The sequence below is a fragment of the Corynebacterium sp. H113 genome (assembly GCF_037572315.1).
GTDB lineage: Bacteria > Actinomycetota > Actinomycetes > Mycobacteriales > Mycobacteriaceae > Corynebacterium.
Map to the genome: position 1 here is coordinate 174,935 of NZ_JBBHKZ010000005.1, position 15,818 is coordinate 190,752.

Sequence of the window (15,818 nt, forward strand, 5' to 3'; positions counted from 1 at the left end):
AGGTAATTGCGTAGAAACAGGGCTACCTGAAAGTAGCCAAGTGAAAGAGGTATGCGCGTAGTGGCTGATCGTCTCGTCGTCCGAGGAGCAAAAGAGCACAACCTAAAGGGTGTGGATATCGATCTACCGCGCGACGAAATGGTCGTGTTCACCGGCCTGTCGGGTTCCGGTAAGTCCTCCCTGGCTTTCGACACCATTTTCGCTGAAGGACAGCGGCGGTATGTGGAATCCCTGAGCTCCTATGCACGTATGTTTCTTGGCCAGATGGAGAAGCCAGATGTCGAGTTGATTGAAGGCTTGTCGCCAGCAGTTTCGATTGATCAGAAGTCCACAAACCGTAATCCTCGCTCTACGGTGGGGACTATTACCGAGGTGTATGACTACCTGCGATTACTGTACTCACGTGCAGGTACTCCGCACTGCCCGGTGTGTGACGAGGTAATTTCGTCTCAGACCCCGCAGCAGATCGTCGATCAGGTGATGGCTCTTCCAGAAGGCACGAAGTTCCAGGTGCTGGCGCCGGTCGTTCGTACCCGAAAGGGCGAGTTCGTCGATTTGTTTGAGAGCCTCGCTGCGCAGGGTTACGCGCGCGTCATGGTCGATGGGGAAATGCATCGGTTGACCGATCCGCCTCAACTAAAAAAGCAAGTCAAGCACGATATCGATGTGATTGTGGACCGTTTGCAGGTGAAGGAATCCCAGCAGCGTCGCCTCACTGACTCTGTAGAAACTGCTTTGCAGCTGGCAGATGGTGTGGTGGTGATCGATGCCATCGATCTTGACGACGATCATCCGCAACGAAGCGTCCGCTTCTCTGAACGTATGGCCTGCCCGAATGGGCACCATATTCATATTGATGAATTGGAGCCACGCGCTTTCTCTTTTAACTCTCCATACGGTGCCTGCCCAGAATGTGATGGTCTGGGTACGAAACTGGAAGTCGATCCAGAATTGGTTATTCCTGATCCAACGCTGCCAGTGCTGGAAGCAATTAGTCCATGGCGGATGACCATGAACAAGAAGTACTTCCAGAAGCTGTTGGAAGCGCTGGCTGCTGAAATGGACTTCGACGCGGCAGCACCGTTTGATTCCCTGACAGCGGCCCAGCAGAAGGCCGTCCTGCATGGTTCCAGCCACAAAATTTCTGTGCGTTACCGCAACCGGTATGGGCGAACCAGGCAGTACACCGCGCCGTTCGAAGGCGTCATGCCGTATTTGCACCGCAAGCTTGCAACTGCCGAGAGCGATGCTCAAAAGGATCGCTTCCAGGGGTACATGCGCGAGGTGCCGTGCCATGCCTGTGAAGGTGCACGACTTCGTCCTGAGATCTTATCGGTCACCCTGAACTCAGAAGAATACGGTGACCGTTCCATTGCGGCGCTGACTGAAATGTCTGTTGCGGACTGCTCGCGGTATCTTGATTCGCTCACCCTAGGTCACCGGGAAGCCATCATTGCCGGACGTGTTTTGCGTGAGGCACAGGCTCGACTTCGTTTTCTTCTCGACGTCGGCCTTGAATACTTGTCGCTCTCTCGGTCCGCAGGAACGCTGTCGGGTGGTGAAGCCCAGCGAATTCGCCTGGCCACCCAAATCGGATCAGGTTTGGCCGGCGTCTTGTATGTCCTCGATGAACCATCAATTGGTTTGCATCAGCGCGACAACCAGAAACTGATTGGAACGCTGAAGAATCTCCGCGATTTGGGAAACACCTTGATCGTCGTAGAACACGACGAGGAGACTATTCGTGAAGCTGATTGGCTGGTGGATATTGGGCCACGCGCTGGCGAATACGGTGGCGAAATCGTCTATGCGGGTAAACCAGATGGCATTGTCGACTGCGAAGAGTCGATCACTGGCGCGTATCTGTCGGGTCGTCGTCAGCTAACTGTGCCTGAAGTGCGTCGTTCAATTGACCCGAAGCGCGTCATATCGGTCAAAGGTGCCAAGGAGAACAACCTGAAGAATGTCGATGTTGACTTCCCACTGGGTGTACTCACGTGTATCACCGGAGTTTCGGGATCTGGAAAGTCCACTCTCGTGAATGGCATTCTGTCCAAGGTTTTGGGCAACGAGTTGAACAAGGCTCGACAGGTTCCAGGTCGACATCGTCGTGTCGAAGGTTTGGACAACCTGGACAAGCTTGTTCAGGTCGACCAGTCGCCGATTGGTCGTACCCCGCGGTCGAATCCTGCGACGTACACAGGCGTTTTTGACAAGATTCGTAATCTCTTCGCGGAGACGCAGGAAGCCAAGGTCCGTGGCTACAAAGCAGGTCGGTTCAGCTTTAACGTCAAGGGCGGTCGTTGCGAAGCGTGTAAGGGCGACGGCACCATCAAAATCGAAATGAACTTCCTGCCCGACGTGTACGTTCCCTGCGAAGTGTGCGAAGGCGCTCGCTACAACCGGGAAACGCTCGAAGTGCTGTACAAGGGCAAGAACATTTCCGAAGTTCTCAACATGCCTATTTCCGAAGCTGCCGAGTTCTTCGAGCCAATCCAATCAATTGCGCGGTATTTGAACACGCTTGTCGACGTCGGCTTGGGGTACGTGCGCCTCGGCCAAGCAGCAACGACGTTGTCTGGTGGTGAAGCGCAGCGTGTGAAACTGGCTGCAGAACTGCAAAAGCGCTCGAACGGCCGGACTGTCTATATTCTCGATGAACCGACAACCGGCCTTCATTTCGAGGACATTCGCAAGCTGATGTTGGTGCTTCAGGGGCTCGTTGATAAGGGAAACACAGTGATTGTGATTGAGCACAATCTGGATGTGATCAAGTCTGCGGACTGGATTATCGACATGGGGCCAGAAGGTGGCGCAGGCGGAGGAACTGTGGTTGCCACGGGCACTCCAGAAGAAGTCGCGGTGGTGAAAGACTCACACACCGCGGCGTATCTTCGACCGCTGCTTGATCTCAGCGCGTAGCTTTAGCTGCTTGTTCCCCAGGTTTCTTCAGGAATCTGGGGTTCCTTGGATTCCGCATCTTCTGTAGACGACTCAGAATTTGCCGTGCTGTTACTGCTATTACTGTTCTGCTTCTTACTTCCTAGGATTGCCATTGCCAGAAGCAAGAGACCGGAAACGATGAATGCGACTACACGGATAATGCCGTCCAGAGTCTGCATGTCGTAAAAGATCAGCTTGCCGACGGCAATGCTTGCGACCGCTAGAGCCGCGCCAAGGTTGCCGTCGATAGCAGAGAATCGAGGTGACAGCACAAGAATGAACGCGGATACCATCCAGGCGATGCTGACCAGCATGTGGGAGAACATGAATGGTAGTCCGAGCACATTCATGATGGTCATGGCTGGCAACACCATGATGGCAAGCCCGACGAGTCCGAACCACACCGGAATCTTCCGTGTCATTGCCAACCGAATGAGACCCGCGTCTGCGATGGCCAAGAAAACCATGGAAAAGACAATGGCCCACGGTGCATCGAAGTACTCGTTAAATACGGCCGAGAGGTATGCCTGATTGTTGAAATGTGCCATTGCGAACCACAGTGCCGCTAGAACTACAGCAAGTTCGATGGCGGGGGATCCATTGGTGGCCTTCTTGATGAGGCCAAGGTCGGGTCGACCCAGAACGGCAATCCACATGAAGACCGCCGCAACAATCGAGGAGACGGCCAGGGTCAGAGGCGGAGTGCCCGGGAAAAACACCAGCAGCATCGGGACAAGCGCACCTATGAAGCCGCCGAGGCGAAGTGCGTGGTGGAATGGGGTGTCACGGAGCACTCCAAGTGCACCGAATCCAAGCGACAGGATGGTGATGAAGGCAATTGCCCAGTACTCCAAGGGACCCGGAGCTGAACCTTCGATTAATAGCGATACCGTTGCAATAACCAGGATTGTTGCGTAGGCACCTGAGATGGTGCGCACGAGTGGAACTGATTCTGCCTCATCCCGCTTGTCCGACCAGATTGTGAAAAGCATGAGGGCAGTTACTGCAGTAAAGAGTATGAGGAGAATAGCTAGCGTGACAGCAGTGACTCCAGTGCTCGACTCCTTGGTCGCAATTCCTGAGTTCTGGCCAAACAGGATGTAAGTGAGCGCAAGGAGCGCGAATGACGTGTAATAAACAGCTACGCCTGCCTTCTGCTTCCACGACAAGAACATCAGCACTGCGAAAGCAACCGGGATAAGTGTCACATAGTTGAACCCGGTCATCGCACGCATGGTTTCTGTGTTGACCGTGGAAAAGAGGAATCCAAGCCCCAGTACGCCAGAAATTATTGATTGCGAAGCGCTCTCTCGATATCGGGCTGTGGCCAGCCCCGCTAATGAGACCGCAAAGATCAGTACTGTACCGACGAGCGGATGCCACCATTCGAGAATGTTGACTACCGCCGCCGTCGTCACGTGGGAGGTCAATTGCGCAGTGACTGCCGTTGCAGTGACTGCACTGGAATTCGCTTGACGACGATGCGCCCAGTAACTCGCGCCACCCAATACAGCGGCGAGGAGATACGCGAGAATGACACGACCGAGAGGACCCAACAGGCCGGTTTGAATCGCAAACGCGACCAAGAACAAAATGCCTGCTGTAGTGATAAGGCCACCGACGATAGCGATGACTCGCAGCACTATCTTCTCTTGTGTCCACCACGGCTCAGCGGGCGGACGCGGCGGGCGCGATGGGCCGATTGGTGTCGGTGAAGTGTGGGCGAGACCCGGCACAACTGCTGCAGCGGGTGTAACTGGTGCGTACCCGCTGACTGGTTGAGGCGGAGGTGAATGCGGGGTCGTGGGGATGCCCCCTCCCGACGTGGTCGACGTAGGTACTATGACTGGAACGCTGCGTTCTTCGCGTGCACCGAGATCTGGTGTAGGAATCGAGACTGCAGGCTGAGGCGCAAGACGCTGAGGTGCAGCTGGCTTCGGTGTCTCAGATGAAGTGACAACTCCAGCTGCTGACTCCGAACTGCGTGCAACGGAGCCACTAAGCGTGTCGCGCATTTCGTGAGCAACGCGAGCTACCTTTGTTGCTGCTGTTTCCAGTTCGCCTAATGCCTCTACTAATAGCTTTGTAGAAGCTGCATCTGTCTCGGGAGAAGCGCTACCCGGTAAACCATCAGGGGAGCCCCGGTCTGGTGGCGTTGAAAAGCCTTCGGTGTTCATATTGAGAACACTAGTTAAGCTTTAGAGATAGTGTTGCCATGAAAATCGAGGGCTGTGGATAAGTCTAGGATCCTTGACTGTTTTTGTAATCACCACGTGACGTGATAACGTTGCGTACACAACCGCTGGGAAAAGTCGTAGCCGAGTTCGCGAAAGTGCAACAGGCCAGGCAATTCCAGCAGTGAAGAGGAGTAACATCCCACCCTTGGCGCGCCAAAGAATTAGGGTAGTGCCGGGGTCATCGCTTTTCTTAACGGTCTGCCCATATTTTGTATGGCAGAGCCGGATACCTGGCGCTTTTGACTTGTTGGGTAGATGAATCGCTATGTGGCATGGTCACCTCCTCCTCATCGCAGTTGCGGTTTGAGTAGAGACAGACATTGTTAAGGTTCGACCTAGGAGGCCACATCAGCGCTGAAGCTCGCACTAACGAGCGCATCCGAGTTCCCGAAGTTCGTCTTGTGGGACCAAACGGTGAGCAGGTAGGAATCGTCCGCACGGGCGACGCACTCAAGCTCGCGGAGGAAGCAGACCTCGACCTCGTGGAGGTTGCTCCGAACGCAAAGCCGCCGGTCGCAAAGATCATGGACTACGGCAAGTTCAAGTATGAGCAGGCTCAGAAGGCTCGAGAAGCTCGAAAGAACCAGCAGCAGACTGTGGTCAAGGAGCAGAAGTTCCGTCCGAAGATCGATGACCACGATTACGAAACCAAGAAGAACAATGTCATCCGGTTCCTCGAAAAGGGGTCCAAGGTCAAGGTGACCATCATGTTCCGTGGACGCGAACAGTCGCGACCTGAACTGGGTTTCCGCTTGCTCGAGCGTTTGGCTGAGGATGTCCAAGAATTTGGCATCGTCGAAACTCGCGCGAAGCAGGACGGCCGCAACATGACCATGGTTCTCGGTCCGGTTCGCCAGAAGAACAAGAAGTAACCGAGATCCACAGTCACCACCGTTGGCATTAAGGGGCCTCGTCTTCCGTGGAACGAAGACGAGGGATGCCAGGCGTCATTGATCGTCGCCAATCCCGTGGCCTCGCCCGCTCAAATTCAGTTTGAGTGGACCCCGGACACCATCATTCGAAAGGCACTTGATTAATCATGAAGCAGAAGACCCACAAGGGCACCGCAAAGCGATTCAAGCAGACCGGCACCGGCAAGCTTCGTCGCGAGCAGGCTAACCGCCGCCACCTTCTTGAGGGCAAGCCATCTACCCGCACCCGTCGCCTGAAGGGTGACAAGGATGTCGCACCAGCTGATACCAAGCGTATTAAGCGTCTGCTGGGCAAGGCTTAATCAGCCAACCCACACCTTGCAGTGCACCACATGAAGTGTGCACCGCACTTTTCCCTCAAACTCTTTTCAATATCTCTGAAATAACGTAAGGAAGGTATCACCGTGGCACGTGTCAAGCGTTCGGTAAATGCCAAGAAGAAGCGTCGCGAAGTACTTGATTCAGCTAAGGGCTACCGTGGCCAGCGCTCCCGCCTGTACCGCAAGGCAAAGGAGCAGATGCTCCACTCCAAGACCTACGAGTTCCGCGACCGTCGCGCTCGCAAGGGGCAGTTCCGCAAGCTGTGGATCCAGCGTATCAACGCTGCTGCTCGTGCCAACGGCATGACCTACAACCGCTTCATGCAGGGTCTGGCTCTGGCTGGCATCGAGGTTGACCGTAAGAACCTCGCTGAGCTCGCCGTCACCGACGCAGCTGCATTCACCGCACTGGTCGAGGCTGCTAAGGCTGCGCTGCCAGAGGACGTTAACGCTCCAGCTGCACAGTAATTCAGCCGTTCTACTTAACTAGAACAACGTGAGAACACCGCCTTCCGAGAGGAGGCGGTGTTCTTGCTATCTGTGGATCAGATATACAGCCATTGGCCGATTTCCGTCGTGCGGTCTTCGGGTAGATGGAATCGCGCCGTTGGCGAGCTACTCAGGCTCGATAATCCAATGAAAACCGTCGACCGGAGTTTTTGATGCCATGGTTGAGGCGCGATATGAAACTCCAGGTTCGACAAGATGAACTGCGCCTTCGTGGGGTTGAGTTCCTCGTGATGCAGCCGTCGTGAAGCTCCAAGAAGAGCGAGTGGAACATTGATCCGATCGAAGAAGCCGTAGCGAATATCGACCAGCAGGATGCCCGGAATAGGGGCGGATGGTGGTTGTACTTTCACGCGATCGGACAGTGGAATGTGCGGGACACCGAGCGTATGGACACGAACGATGATGACCGTTTCATGCAAAGTGCCATTTAGTCGCAGATTCTTCAGCAACGCTAGCGGCGGGCTGTGGTGAGCATTATGCGTATAAATGGCCGTTCCCGGGATACGCAGCGGGTGGGTTCGATAGGTTTCATCGAGGAATTCTCGCAATGAGCCTTCGGCTTTGCGACGTTTGCTGGCAACGGTTTTCGTTCCCCAATGCCACGTCTCCATGATGAATACTAGGGAGAGTGCAATGAGAATGGGTAGCCAACCCCCGTGGATGAACTTTGAGGTGTTTGCAGCGAAGATCGTTGATTCAACGGAGAGTAGAACTGCGCCCAAAGTAGCCGTGTGCCACAGGGGCCACTTTTTCCCGAAGTGTGCGTACATCAGGAACAGCACGGAATCGAGGATGAAGGTTGTTGCAACTGCCATTCCGTAGGCATTGGCGAGTGCCAGTGAAGACTGGAAAGTCAGGACGATAGCGACAACAGCCACGAGCAGTGCGTTATTCACTACTGGTACATAAATCTGGCCGTAGGACTGTTCAGAGGTATTGCGGATTTCCAGGTTCGGTAAGTAGCCGAGTCGTATCGCTTGCTTCGTAACTGAAAAGGTTCCCGAGATGACCGACTGGGAAGCGATGATGGTGGCAATCGTGGCGAGGACTGTCAATGGAATGACCAACCACTGTGGAGCCAACAGGAAAAACGGGCTCGAAATTGCTGTCGGGGAGTGCAATAGCAGGGCCCCTTGGCCCAAATAGTTCAATGCGAGTGACGGGAACACAATCCACAGCCATGCTCTACTAATCGGTGAACGACCAAAGTGCCCGAGGTCTGCATACAACGCTTCAGCACCAGTTACCGTCAGAACAACTGCGCCAAAAGCCAGAAATGCCTTTCCAGGGTTCGCCACTGCGAAAGCAACAGCGTAGGTTGGCGAAATCGCTGCGAAGATCTCAGGTGCCTTCAATATGTGCAGAATACCAAGTACCGCGAGAACGCCGAACCAACTGGCCATAATTGGCCCGAACCAGGAGGCGATACTGCTGGTGCCGAATCGTTGCACAACAAAGAGGGCAATCAGAATTGACACCGCGATGGGCACTACGAAATGTGCAAGATCAGGTTGTGCGACTGTTAACCCCTCAACAGCCGAAAGTACCGAGATCGCTGGTGTAATGACGGAATCACCTATGAATAGACATGCCCCAACGACTCCAATCGGCATGACGAGCCGGGTTAGCCGGGGATGCCTCCGCATACTCTTGCGGGTCAGAGTTGCCAACGCCAACACTCCACCTTCGCCGTGATGATCCGCACGCAAAATGAGCGTCACGTATTTCACGGTGACGATGAGTGTCACAATCCACAGAACCAGCGAGATGATGCCCAGCACATTGTCGTGAGTAGGGGCGATCGCATGATGATGTTCTGAAAATAACGTTTGTAGTGAGTACAACGGACTTGTGCCGATGTCTCCGAAAACTACGCCGAGGCTTGCCACGATGAGCAATTTTGAAGTCTTCGGCGACGAAGTCTTAATCACGCTGGAAACGTTAGACCTACTTTCGGGCATTGCCCACTACATTTGATGTTATGAATATCTCTCTTGGAAACTGGGATTCGGACCCTTTTACTAGTCGCACTCCGCGCATCGTCAACGCGGCGAAGCTGCATCGGGCGGCAGCACGCAACAAGTCTGAACGATTCCTGGTTGAGGGATTCAATTCGGTTGACGCTGCGCTGCGCGCTGATGCCGCATACGAAGTTTTCGTAACCGAGACTGCAATCGACCGTTATTCTTCGTTGCTCGAAGGCGCCCGCGCACCGATCTCACTTATCGACGACTCCGCTGCCAGGGCACTCGCCGAAACCGTGACCAGCACCGGACTCTTTGCAGTGTGTGACGCTGACGCTGCACTGTCCTCTGTCGATGAAGTCATTGCTCGGGGAGTCGATGCTGGAGTTCTCGTCGTGCCGGTGGAGTGTTCGGACCCTGGCAACGTCGGCACGATCATTCGAATGTCGGATGCACTCGGTGCTGGTGGAGTGCTGCTCGCAGGCGACAGCGTTGATCCACTTGGCGGTAAGGCAGTACGCAGCTCTGCCGGTTCAATCTTCAATGTGCCTGTTGCGCGTGAGCGAGACGTGGATGCTGTGTTGTCTGCCCTCCATGACGCGGGCTTTGCGACGTTAGCGACGTGCATGGACGGAGCCGTGGTTCTTGGAAAGGACGAGCTCCCGACTGGGCATATTGCCTGGCTCTTTGGCAATGAGGCGCATGGTTTGAGTGACGAGGTCGTCGCAAAGTCCAGCCATAGCGTGTCTATCCCTATTCGTGGCGGCGCCGAGTCGTTGAACTTGGCTACCGCCGCCGCCATGTGCCTGTGGGAATTCGCGCGCGCTCGCTAGCGTGTACCGTGCATGCCACCCGTTGCACTGAATTAGTTTTGCAACAGACTATGATTGTTGCGTCCCATACTGGCTGCTCGGTGGTCGTGCGCTGTGCACGAGCGGAGCGCCGATAGAGCATTAGAGGAAATGGTTCACACGTGAGCGACTCACCAATTACCGTTGATCTTTCGGAAGAGGCATTAAACGCCGCGGCTCAGGCTGCACTCGATGCCTTTACAGCGGCTTCCGATTTGGCTCAGCTTGCCGACGCTCGCCGTGCACACCTCGGCGATGATGCGCCGATTCCACAGGCACGTCGTGCCCTCGGTTCGATTCCCAAGGCTGAACGCAAGGATGCTGGCCGTCGTGTGAACGTGGCACGGGGAACCGTCGAAAAGCAGTACGCGGAGCGTCTGGTTGTTCTTGAAGAAGAAGAGAATGCCCGCAAGCTGGTGGAAGAGCGTATCGACGTCACCGTGAGTTCGACTCGTACGCAAAAGGGCGCGATGCACCCGATCACGATCCTGTCTGAGCAGATCGGCGATATTTTCGTTGGCATGGGCTGGGAGGTTGCCGAAGGCCCAGAGGTCGAAGCAGAGTACTTCAACTTTGATGCGCTGAACTTCCTGCCAGATCACCCTGCACGAACGCTGCAGGATACTTTCCATATTGCGCCGGAAGGATCGCTTCAGGTGCTGCGTACCCACACCTCGCCTGTGCAGATCCGCACGATGCAGGAACGCGATCTGCCGGTATACGTCATCTGCCCAGGTCGTACGTTCCGTACCGATGAGCTCGATGCAACGCACACTCCGGTATTCCACCAGGTCGAGGGCTTGGCTATCGACAAGGGGCTGACCATGGGCCACCTGCGTGGCACCTTGGATCACATGGCCAAGATGCTCTTTGGACCAGACACGAAGACCCGTATGCGCGCCAACTATTTCCCATTCACCGAGCCTTCCGCTGAGGTCGATGTGTGGTTCCCAAATAAGAAGGGTGGCGCAGGCTGGATCGAGTGGGGTGGCTGTGGCATGGTCAACCCGAATGTCTTGCGTGCCTGTGGCATTGACCCGGAAGAATACTCCGGCTTCGCATTTGGCATGGGCTTGGAGCGTACGCTCCAGTTCCGCAACGGCTTGTCCGATATGCGCGACATGGTCGAAGGCGACGTTCGTTTCACCCAGCCTTTTGGTATTCGCGGTTAGTCCACCGACCCACTTTTTAGGAGCTTAAAAGCAATGTTCATTCCTCAGTCATGGGTCACCGACATCGTTGCCGCGAAGACCCCAGGTTGGTCCGTTACTCCAGACGAGCTCGATGCAGGTTTCGTCCGCGTCGGATTTGAAACGGAAGGCCATGAGCCACTCGAAGGTGTCACTGGTCCTCTGGTATTCGGCGTTGTCGAGAACATCGAAGAACTCACTGAGTTCAAGAAGCCAATCCGTTTCTGCAAGGTAAACGTTGGCGATGCCAATGGCACCGGTGAACTGCAGGGAATCATCTGTGGCGCTCGCAATTTCGCTGAGGGCGACACGGTAGTTGTATCCCTGCCGGGTGCAGTACTTCCTGGTGGTTTCGCCATTTCTGCCCGCGAGACGTACGGCAAGGTTTCCGAGGGCATGATGTGCTCCGAGGCTGAGCTTGGTTTCACTGATTCTTCGGCCGGCATTATCACCTTGCCAGCTGGCACAGGCGAACCTGGCGAAGACGCGAAGCCATTCCTCGGCCTTGACGACGAGAAGTTTGAAGTCAACGTCACCCCAGACCGCGGCTATGCGCTGTCTGCACGTGGCATGGCACGTGAAATTTGCTCGGCATTCGACCTGCCTTTTGCAGACCCTGCTGATGTGGAGCCACTGCCGGTTGACGGCGAGTCGTTGGCTGTCGACCTGCGCCCAGAAACGGACGCAGTGCGTTTCGGCCTGCGTCGTGTCACTGGTGTTGATCCGAAGGCGCAGACGCCGTGGTGGATGCGCCGCCGACTGATGCTTTCGGGTCAGCGTCCGGTCAATGTGCCTACTGACGTCACAAACTACGTCATGATGCTGTTGGGTCAGCCCATGCATGCATTCGATGGTGCGGCAATCAAGGGTGGTCTGACGGTTCGTAACGCTGTGGCAGGCGAGACCTTGACCACACTGGATCACGTCGAGCGCAAGCTCAGCCCAGAAGATGTCGTGATCTGCGATGATTCCGGCATTCAGTCTTTGGCAGGCGTCATGGGCGGCGTGACGTCGGAGATCGCCGACGAAACTACTGATGTCGTCTTTGAGGCAGCCATTTGGTCGCCACTGCGCGTATTCCGCACAGGTCGTCGACATAAGCTCTCGTCTGAAGCATCTCGCCGTTACGAGCGAAACGTTGACCCGCAGTTGGTCGAGCCAGCATTGGATCTGGCATGCCGACTGTTGGCAGAGATCGCCGGTGGCACTATCGACACTGCTCGAACCTTGGTGGGCGATGCACCTGAACTGGCACCCGTCGTCATGCCAGCGTCGCGCCCAAGCGATGTAGCCGGTGTTGAGTACGGTCGAGACACTGTTGTTTCGCGTTTGGAAGAAGTTGGCTGCACCGTTGAGGTGTCGGAGGATGGGGAGACACTCACGGTTAACCCACCGAGCTGGCGCCCAGATCTGACGATGCCAGCAGATCTTGTAGAAGAGGTACTGCGTTTGGAGGGACTGGAAGATATTCCAGTTGTTCTTCCTGTCGCTCCAGCTGGCCGTGGCCTCACTGCACGTCAGCTGCGTCGCCGTTTCGTAGGCCATGCGCTGGCTCATGCCGGCTACTTAGAGGTTCTGCCGACACCGTTCATTGCCAACGATGTTTTCGATGTGTGGGGTCTCGATGCGGACGATCCACGTCGCAACACTGTCAAGGTGATCAATCCGCTTGAGTCCGATCACGGTCAGCTTGGTTCGACCTTGCTGCCGTCGATGCTGGATTCGTTGAAGCGCAATGTCTCGCGTGGCCAGGTTGATGTGGGACTGTACGGCATTGAACAGGTTTCTTTTGATCACGGCACTGGCAAGTCGCCGATGCTGGATACCTCTGGTCTGCCAAGTGGGGAAGAACGTAAGGCTCTGCTCGATTCGCTGCCACACCAGCCTCTCCACGTTGCAGCTGTCGCTTGCGGTCGTATCGAGTTGGACACCCCATGGGGTGCCGGACGTGACTATTCCATGGTTGATCTCATTGACGCAGCCCACACCGTTGCTGCCGCAGCAGGTGTGACATTGGATGTGCGCAATGCGGAGCAGCTGCCATGGCACCCAGGTCGCTGTGCTGAATTCAGCGTCGACGGCACCGTGGTCGGTTATGCCGGCGAACTGCATCCAAAGGTATGCAAGGATTCCGGTTTGCCAGAGCGAACCTGCGCGATGGAACTCAACCTTGACGCAATGCCACTGACCGAGAACCTGCCGGCACCTGTGCTGAGCCCGTTCCCGGCAGTTCACCAGGACGTTGCGATGGTCGTTTCCGATGACGTACCTGCTATCGAACTGGAGCGCACACTGCGTGAAGGTGCAGGGGAGTTGCTGGAGTCCATCCGCATTTTCGATGTGTACCGTTCGGAACAGCTTGGCGACGGTCGTCGTTCGCTCACCTTCTCCCTCCGTTTCCGTGCGAATGATCGCACGCTGACTGAGGAAGAGGCATCGGAAGGCCGTCTGGCCGCCATTGAATTGGCGAAGCAGCGTCATAATGCGGAGCTTCGTGGCTAGACTGGGTCACTAACATATGGGAGTCAACTCAACACGCTGAATATTCATGCATATCTTGCAATTGGATGAATAAAAGTGTTGAATGGCTCCCATGAGTATTTCCGTAGCCATTGCAGGAGCGACAGGTTACGCCGGAGGAGAGATTCTCCGTCTACTGTTGTCGCACCCTGCGTACCTTTCTGGCGAACTGACCATCGGCGCTTTGACTGGCGGATCCAATGCCGGCGCTATGGTGGGCGATGTGATGCCCCACCTCACGCCGTTGGCGGACCGTCAGATCGAGGCTACGAATGGTGAGACTCTCGCTGGTCACGATGTCGTTTTCCTCGGCCTCCCTCATGGCCATTCCGCTGCCATTGCCCGTGAATTGGGCGATGAGGTCACCATCATTGACTGTGGTGCCGATTTCCGTTTGGAAGATGCATCGCAGTGGGAGCACTTTTATGGTTCCGAGCATGCTGGTACCTGGACCTACGGCATTCCTGAAATGCCAGGCCAGCGTGTCAAGATTAAGAACTCGAAGCGTATCGCCGTACCGGGTTGCTTCCCGACGGGTGGCACCATCGCCATCCTCCCAGCTCTGGCCAACTTGTTGATTGAACCAGACTTGGCAGTTGTTTCTATTACCGGCACGTCTGGTGCAGGTAAGAAGGCAGCTGTTCCGATGCTGGGTTCCGAGGTGATGGGTAACCTCAAGGCCTACAACACTGCTGGTAAGCACCGTCACACGGCTGAATTTATCCAGAATCTTGGCCCATACGCCGGCGATAAGGAATTCAAGGTCAGCTTTACGCCAGTGCTCGCTCCTACTGCCCGTGGCATTTTGACCACGGTCACGGCTCCACTGGTCGACGAGAATCTCACCACAGAGGACGCACGTGAGGCGTACCTCAAGCACTACGCTGACGAACCTTTCGTACAGATTCTGACCAACGGCGCGCAGCCACAGACGAAGTCAATCGTTGGTTCCAACATGGTGCAGATCCAAGTAGAGGTCGATCAATTGTCGAAGCGGCTGCTCATCACTGCTGCCATTGACAATTTGACGAAGGGCACGGGCGGCGCAGCCGTTCAGTGCATGAACATTATTACTGGCCAGCCAGAAAACGCGGGTCTACCGCAGGTGGGAGTTGCACCGTAATGGAAAAAGAAAAAGAAGGTTTGGTCAAGGTCGGCGCCACCGCTGCAGGTGTGTGCGCTCCTGCTGGCTTCGAAGCTGCTGGTGTCATCGCAGGCATTAAGGCGAGTGGCAAGCCAGACATGGCTCTCGTCGTTAATCGTGGTCCAAAGAAGACTGCTGCAGCTGTATTCACGACAAACCGGGTACAAGCTGCACCGGTGACGATCACGAAGCAGCATATTGCTGATGGCGAAATCACGGCAGTGGTTCTGAACTCAGGCAATGCGAATGCGTGCAACGGTAAGCCTGGCCTCGACGATGCTTTGCAGGTATGCCAGGCAGTCGCAGATGCCCTTGATGTTCCGGTCACAGATATTGCTGCGTGCTCGACTGGTCTAATCGGCGATCGCTTACCAATGGACATCGTTCTCGGTGGCGTGCCAAAGCTGATGGCAGCCCTGGGTAGCGACGATGAATCAGATACCGCAGCTGCAACGGCAATCATGACTACTGACTTGGTGCCGAAGGAAGCCGCATTCCACGCAGATGGATTTTCAGTCGGTGCCATGGGCAAGGGAGTAGGCATGATCAGCCCTTCCATGGCGACAATGCTGGGAATCTTGACGACGGACGCTGACATCACAGCAGAAATGGCCCACGAGGCGATTTCGCAGGCAGCCGAGATGACGTTCAATCGTCTAGACATCGACGGCTCTACGTCAACGAATGACACTGTCCTGCTCATGGCTTCAGGTGCTAGTGGTGTGACCCCGTCGCAAGAAGAGCTGAACAAGGCTGTTTATGCCGTGTGTGACTCAATTGCGCGACAGATGCAGTCGGACGCCGAAGGCGTGACCAAGCGTGTTGCCATCACCGTTCGCGGAACTGGTGGGGAAGAAGATGCCCTGGTCGCTGCGCGCATCATTGGCCGAGACAACCTGTTCAAGTGCGCCATGTTTGGCTCGGATCCGAACTGGGGCCGAGTCCTCGCTGCCGTTGGTGTTGCACCAGTCGCGATGGATCCAGAACGCATCACCGTGGCGTTCAACGGACACGTCGTCTGCCGTGACACTGGTGGTACTCCAGATGCTCGTGACGTTGACCTCTCGGGTAGCGACATTCACGTAGAAGTGGACTTGGGTACTGGCAACACCGACGAAGCCACCATTCGTACGACCGACTTGTCCCACGATTACGTCGAAATTAACTCGGCATATTCCACCTAAACACCATGCCCCTTCAGAAAGCT

Annotated in this window: 11 protein-coding genes; 9 read left to right on the plus strand and 2 right to left on the minus strand. The window is 55.6% G+C overall.

Translation table 11 applies throughout. The annotated features are described in order from the left end of the window. Nucleotides 1-60: 60 nt before the first annotated feature. On the plus strand, nucleotides 61-2,922 hold the full coding sequence (gene uvrA, locus WG938_RS10615) for an excinuclease ABC subunit UvrA (protein WP_339980251.1): 2,862 nt from the start codon (nucleotides 61-63) through the stop codon (nucleotides 2,920-2,922). Nucleotides 2,923-2,924: 2 nt separating this feature from the next. On the opposite strand, the gene WG938_RS10620 is transcribed toward uvrA, so the two are convergent. Then, nucleotides 2,925-5,120, minus strand: a complete 2,196-nt coding sequence (locus tag WG938_RS10620) for a hypothetical protein (RefSeq protein WP_339980252.1) — start codon at nucleotides 5,118-5,120, stop codon at nucleotides 2,925-2,927. Between the two features lie 380 nt (nucleotides 5,121-5,500). Between WG938_RS10620 and infC the strand changes: the two genes are divergently transcribed. From infC to rplT, 3 genes are all read left to right on the plus strand, one after another. Further along, on the plus strand, nucleotides 5,501-6,052 hold the full coding sequence (gene infC / locus WG938_RS10625) for a translation initiation factor IF-3 (RefSeq protein WP_339980255.1): 552 nt from the start codon (nucleotides 5,501-5,503) through the stop codon (nucleotides 6,050-6,052). 167 nt (nucleotides 6,053-6,219) lie between these two features. Beyond that, nucleotides 6,220-6,414 (plus strand): 50S ribosomal protein L35, encoded by a 195-nt coding sequence (rpmI, locus tag WG938_RS10630; RefSeq protein WP_339980256.1) that lies wholly within the window; start codon nucleotides 6,220-6,222, stop codon nucleotides 6,412-6,414. 102 nt (nucleotides 6,415-6,516) lie between these two features. Beyond that, nucleotides 6,517-6,900, plus strand: a complete 384-nt coding sequence (rplT, locus tag WG938_RS10635) for a 50S ribosomal protein L20 (protein ID WP_339980257.1) — start codon at nucleotides 6,517-6,519, stop codon at nucleotides 6,898-6,900. A 77-nt stretch (nucleotides 6,901-6,977) separates the two neighbouring features. Here the strand turns inward: rplT and WG938_RS10640 are convergent, their stop codons facing one another. Further along, nucleotides 6,978-8,873, minus strand: coding sequence for a potassium transporter Kup (locus WG938_RS10640; protein ID WP_339980258.1), 1,896 nt, complete (start codon nucleotides 8,871-8,873; stop codon nucleotides 6,978-6,980). A 50-nt stretch (nucleotides 8,874-8,923) separates the two neighbouring features. On the opposite strand from WG938_RS10640, the gene WG938_RS10645 reads away from it, so the two are divergent. From WG938_RS10645 to argJ, 5 genes are all read left to right on the plus strand, one after another. Then, nucleotides 8,924-9,739, plus strand: a complete 816-nt coding sequence (locus WG938_RS10645) for a TrmH family RNA methyltransferase (protein ID WP_339980260.1) — start codon at nucleotides 8,924-8,926, stop codon at nucleotides 9,737-9,739. A 140-nt stretch (nucleotides 9,740-9,879) separates the two neighbouring features. Beyond that, entirely contained in the window at nucleotides 9,880-10,929 is a 1,050-nt protein-coding gene (gene pheS, locus WG938_RS10650) for a phenylalanine--tRNA ligase subunit alpha (RefSeq protein WP_339980262.1), read from the plus strand. A gap of 33 nt (nucleotides 10,930-10,962) precedes the next feature. Then, nucleotides 10,963-13,449 (plus strand): phenylalanine--tRNA ligase subunit beta, encoded by a 2,487-nt coding sequence (gene pheT / locus WG938_RS10655; RefSeq protein ID WP_339980265.1) that lies wholly within the window; start codon nucleotides 10,963-10,965, stop codon nucleotides 13,447-13,449. A 91-nt stretch (nucleotides 13,450-13,540) separates the two neighbouring features. After that, nucleotides 13,541-14,590 (plus strand): N-acetyl-gamma-glutamyl-phosphate reductase, encoded by a 1,050-nt coding sequence (argC, locus tag WG938_RS10660; protein WP_339980268.1) that lies wholly within the window; start codon nucleotides 13,541-13,543, stop codon nucleotides 14,588-14,590. After that, nucleotides 14,590-15,795 carry a bifunctional glutamate N-acetyltransferase/amino-acid acetyltransferase ArgJ gene (gene argJ / locus WG938_RS10665; protein ID WP_339980269.1) on the plus strand — a complete coding sequence of 402 codons (1,206 nt, stop codon included), beginning with the start codon at nucleotides 14,590-14,592 and terminating at the stop codon, nucleotides 15,793-15,795. Before argC ends, argJ begins: the two co-directional genes overlap by 1 nt. Nucleotides 15,796-15,818 lie beyond the last annotated feature (23 nt).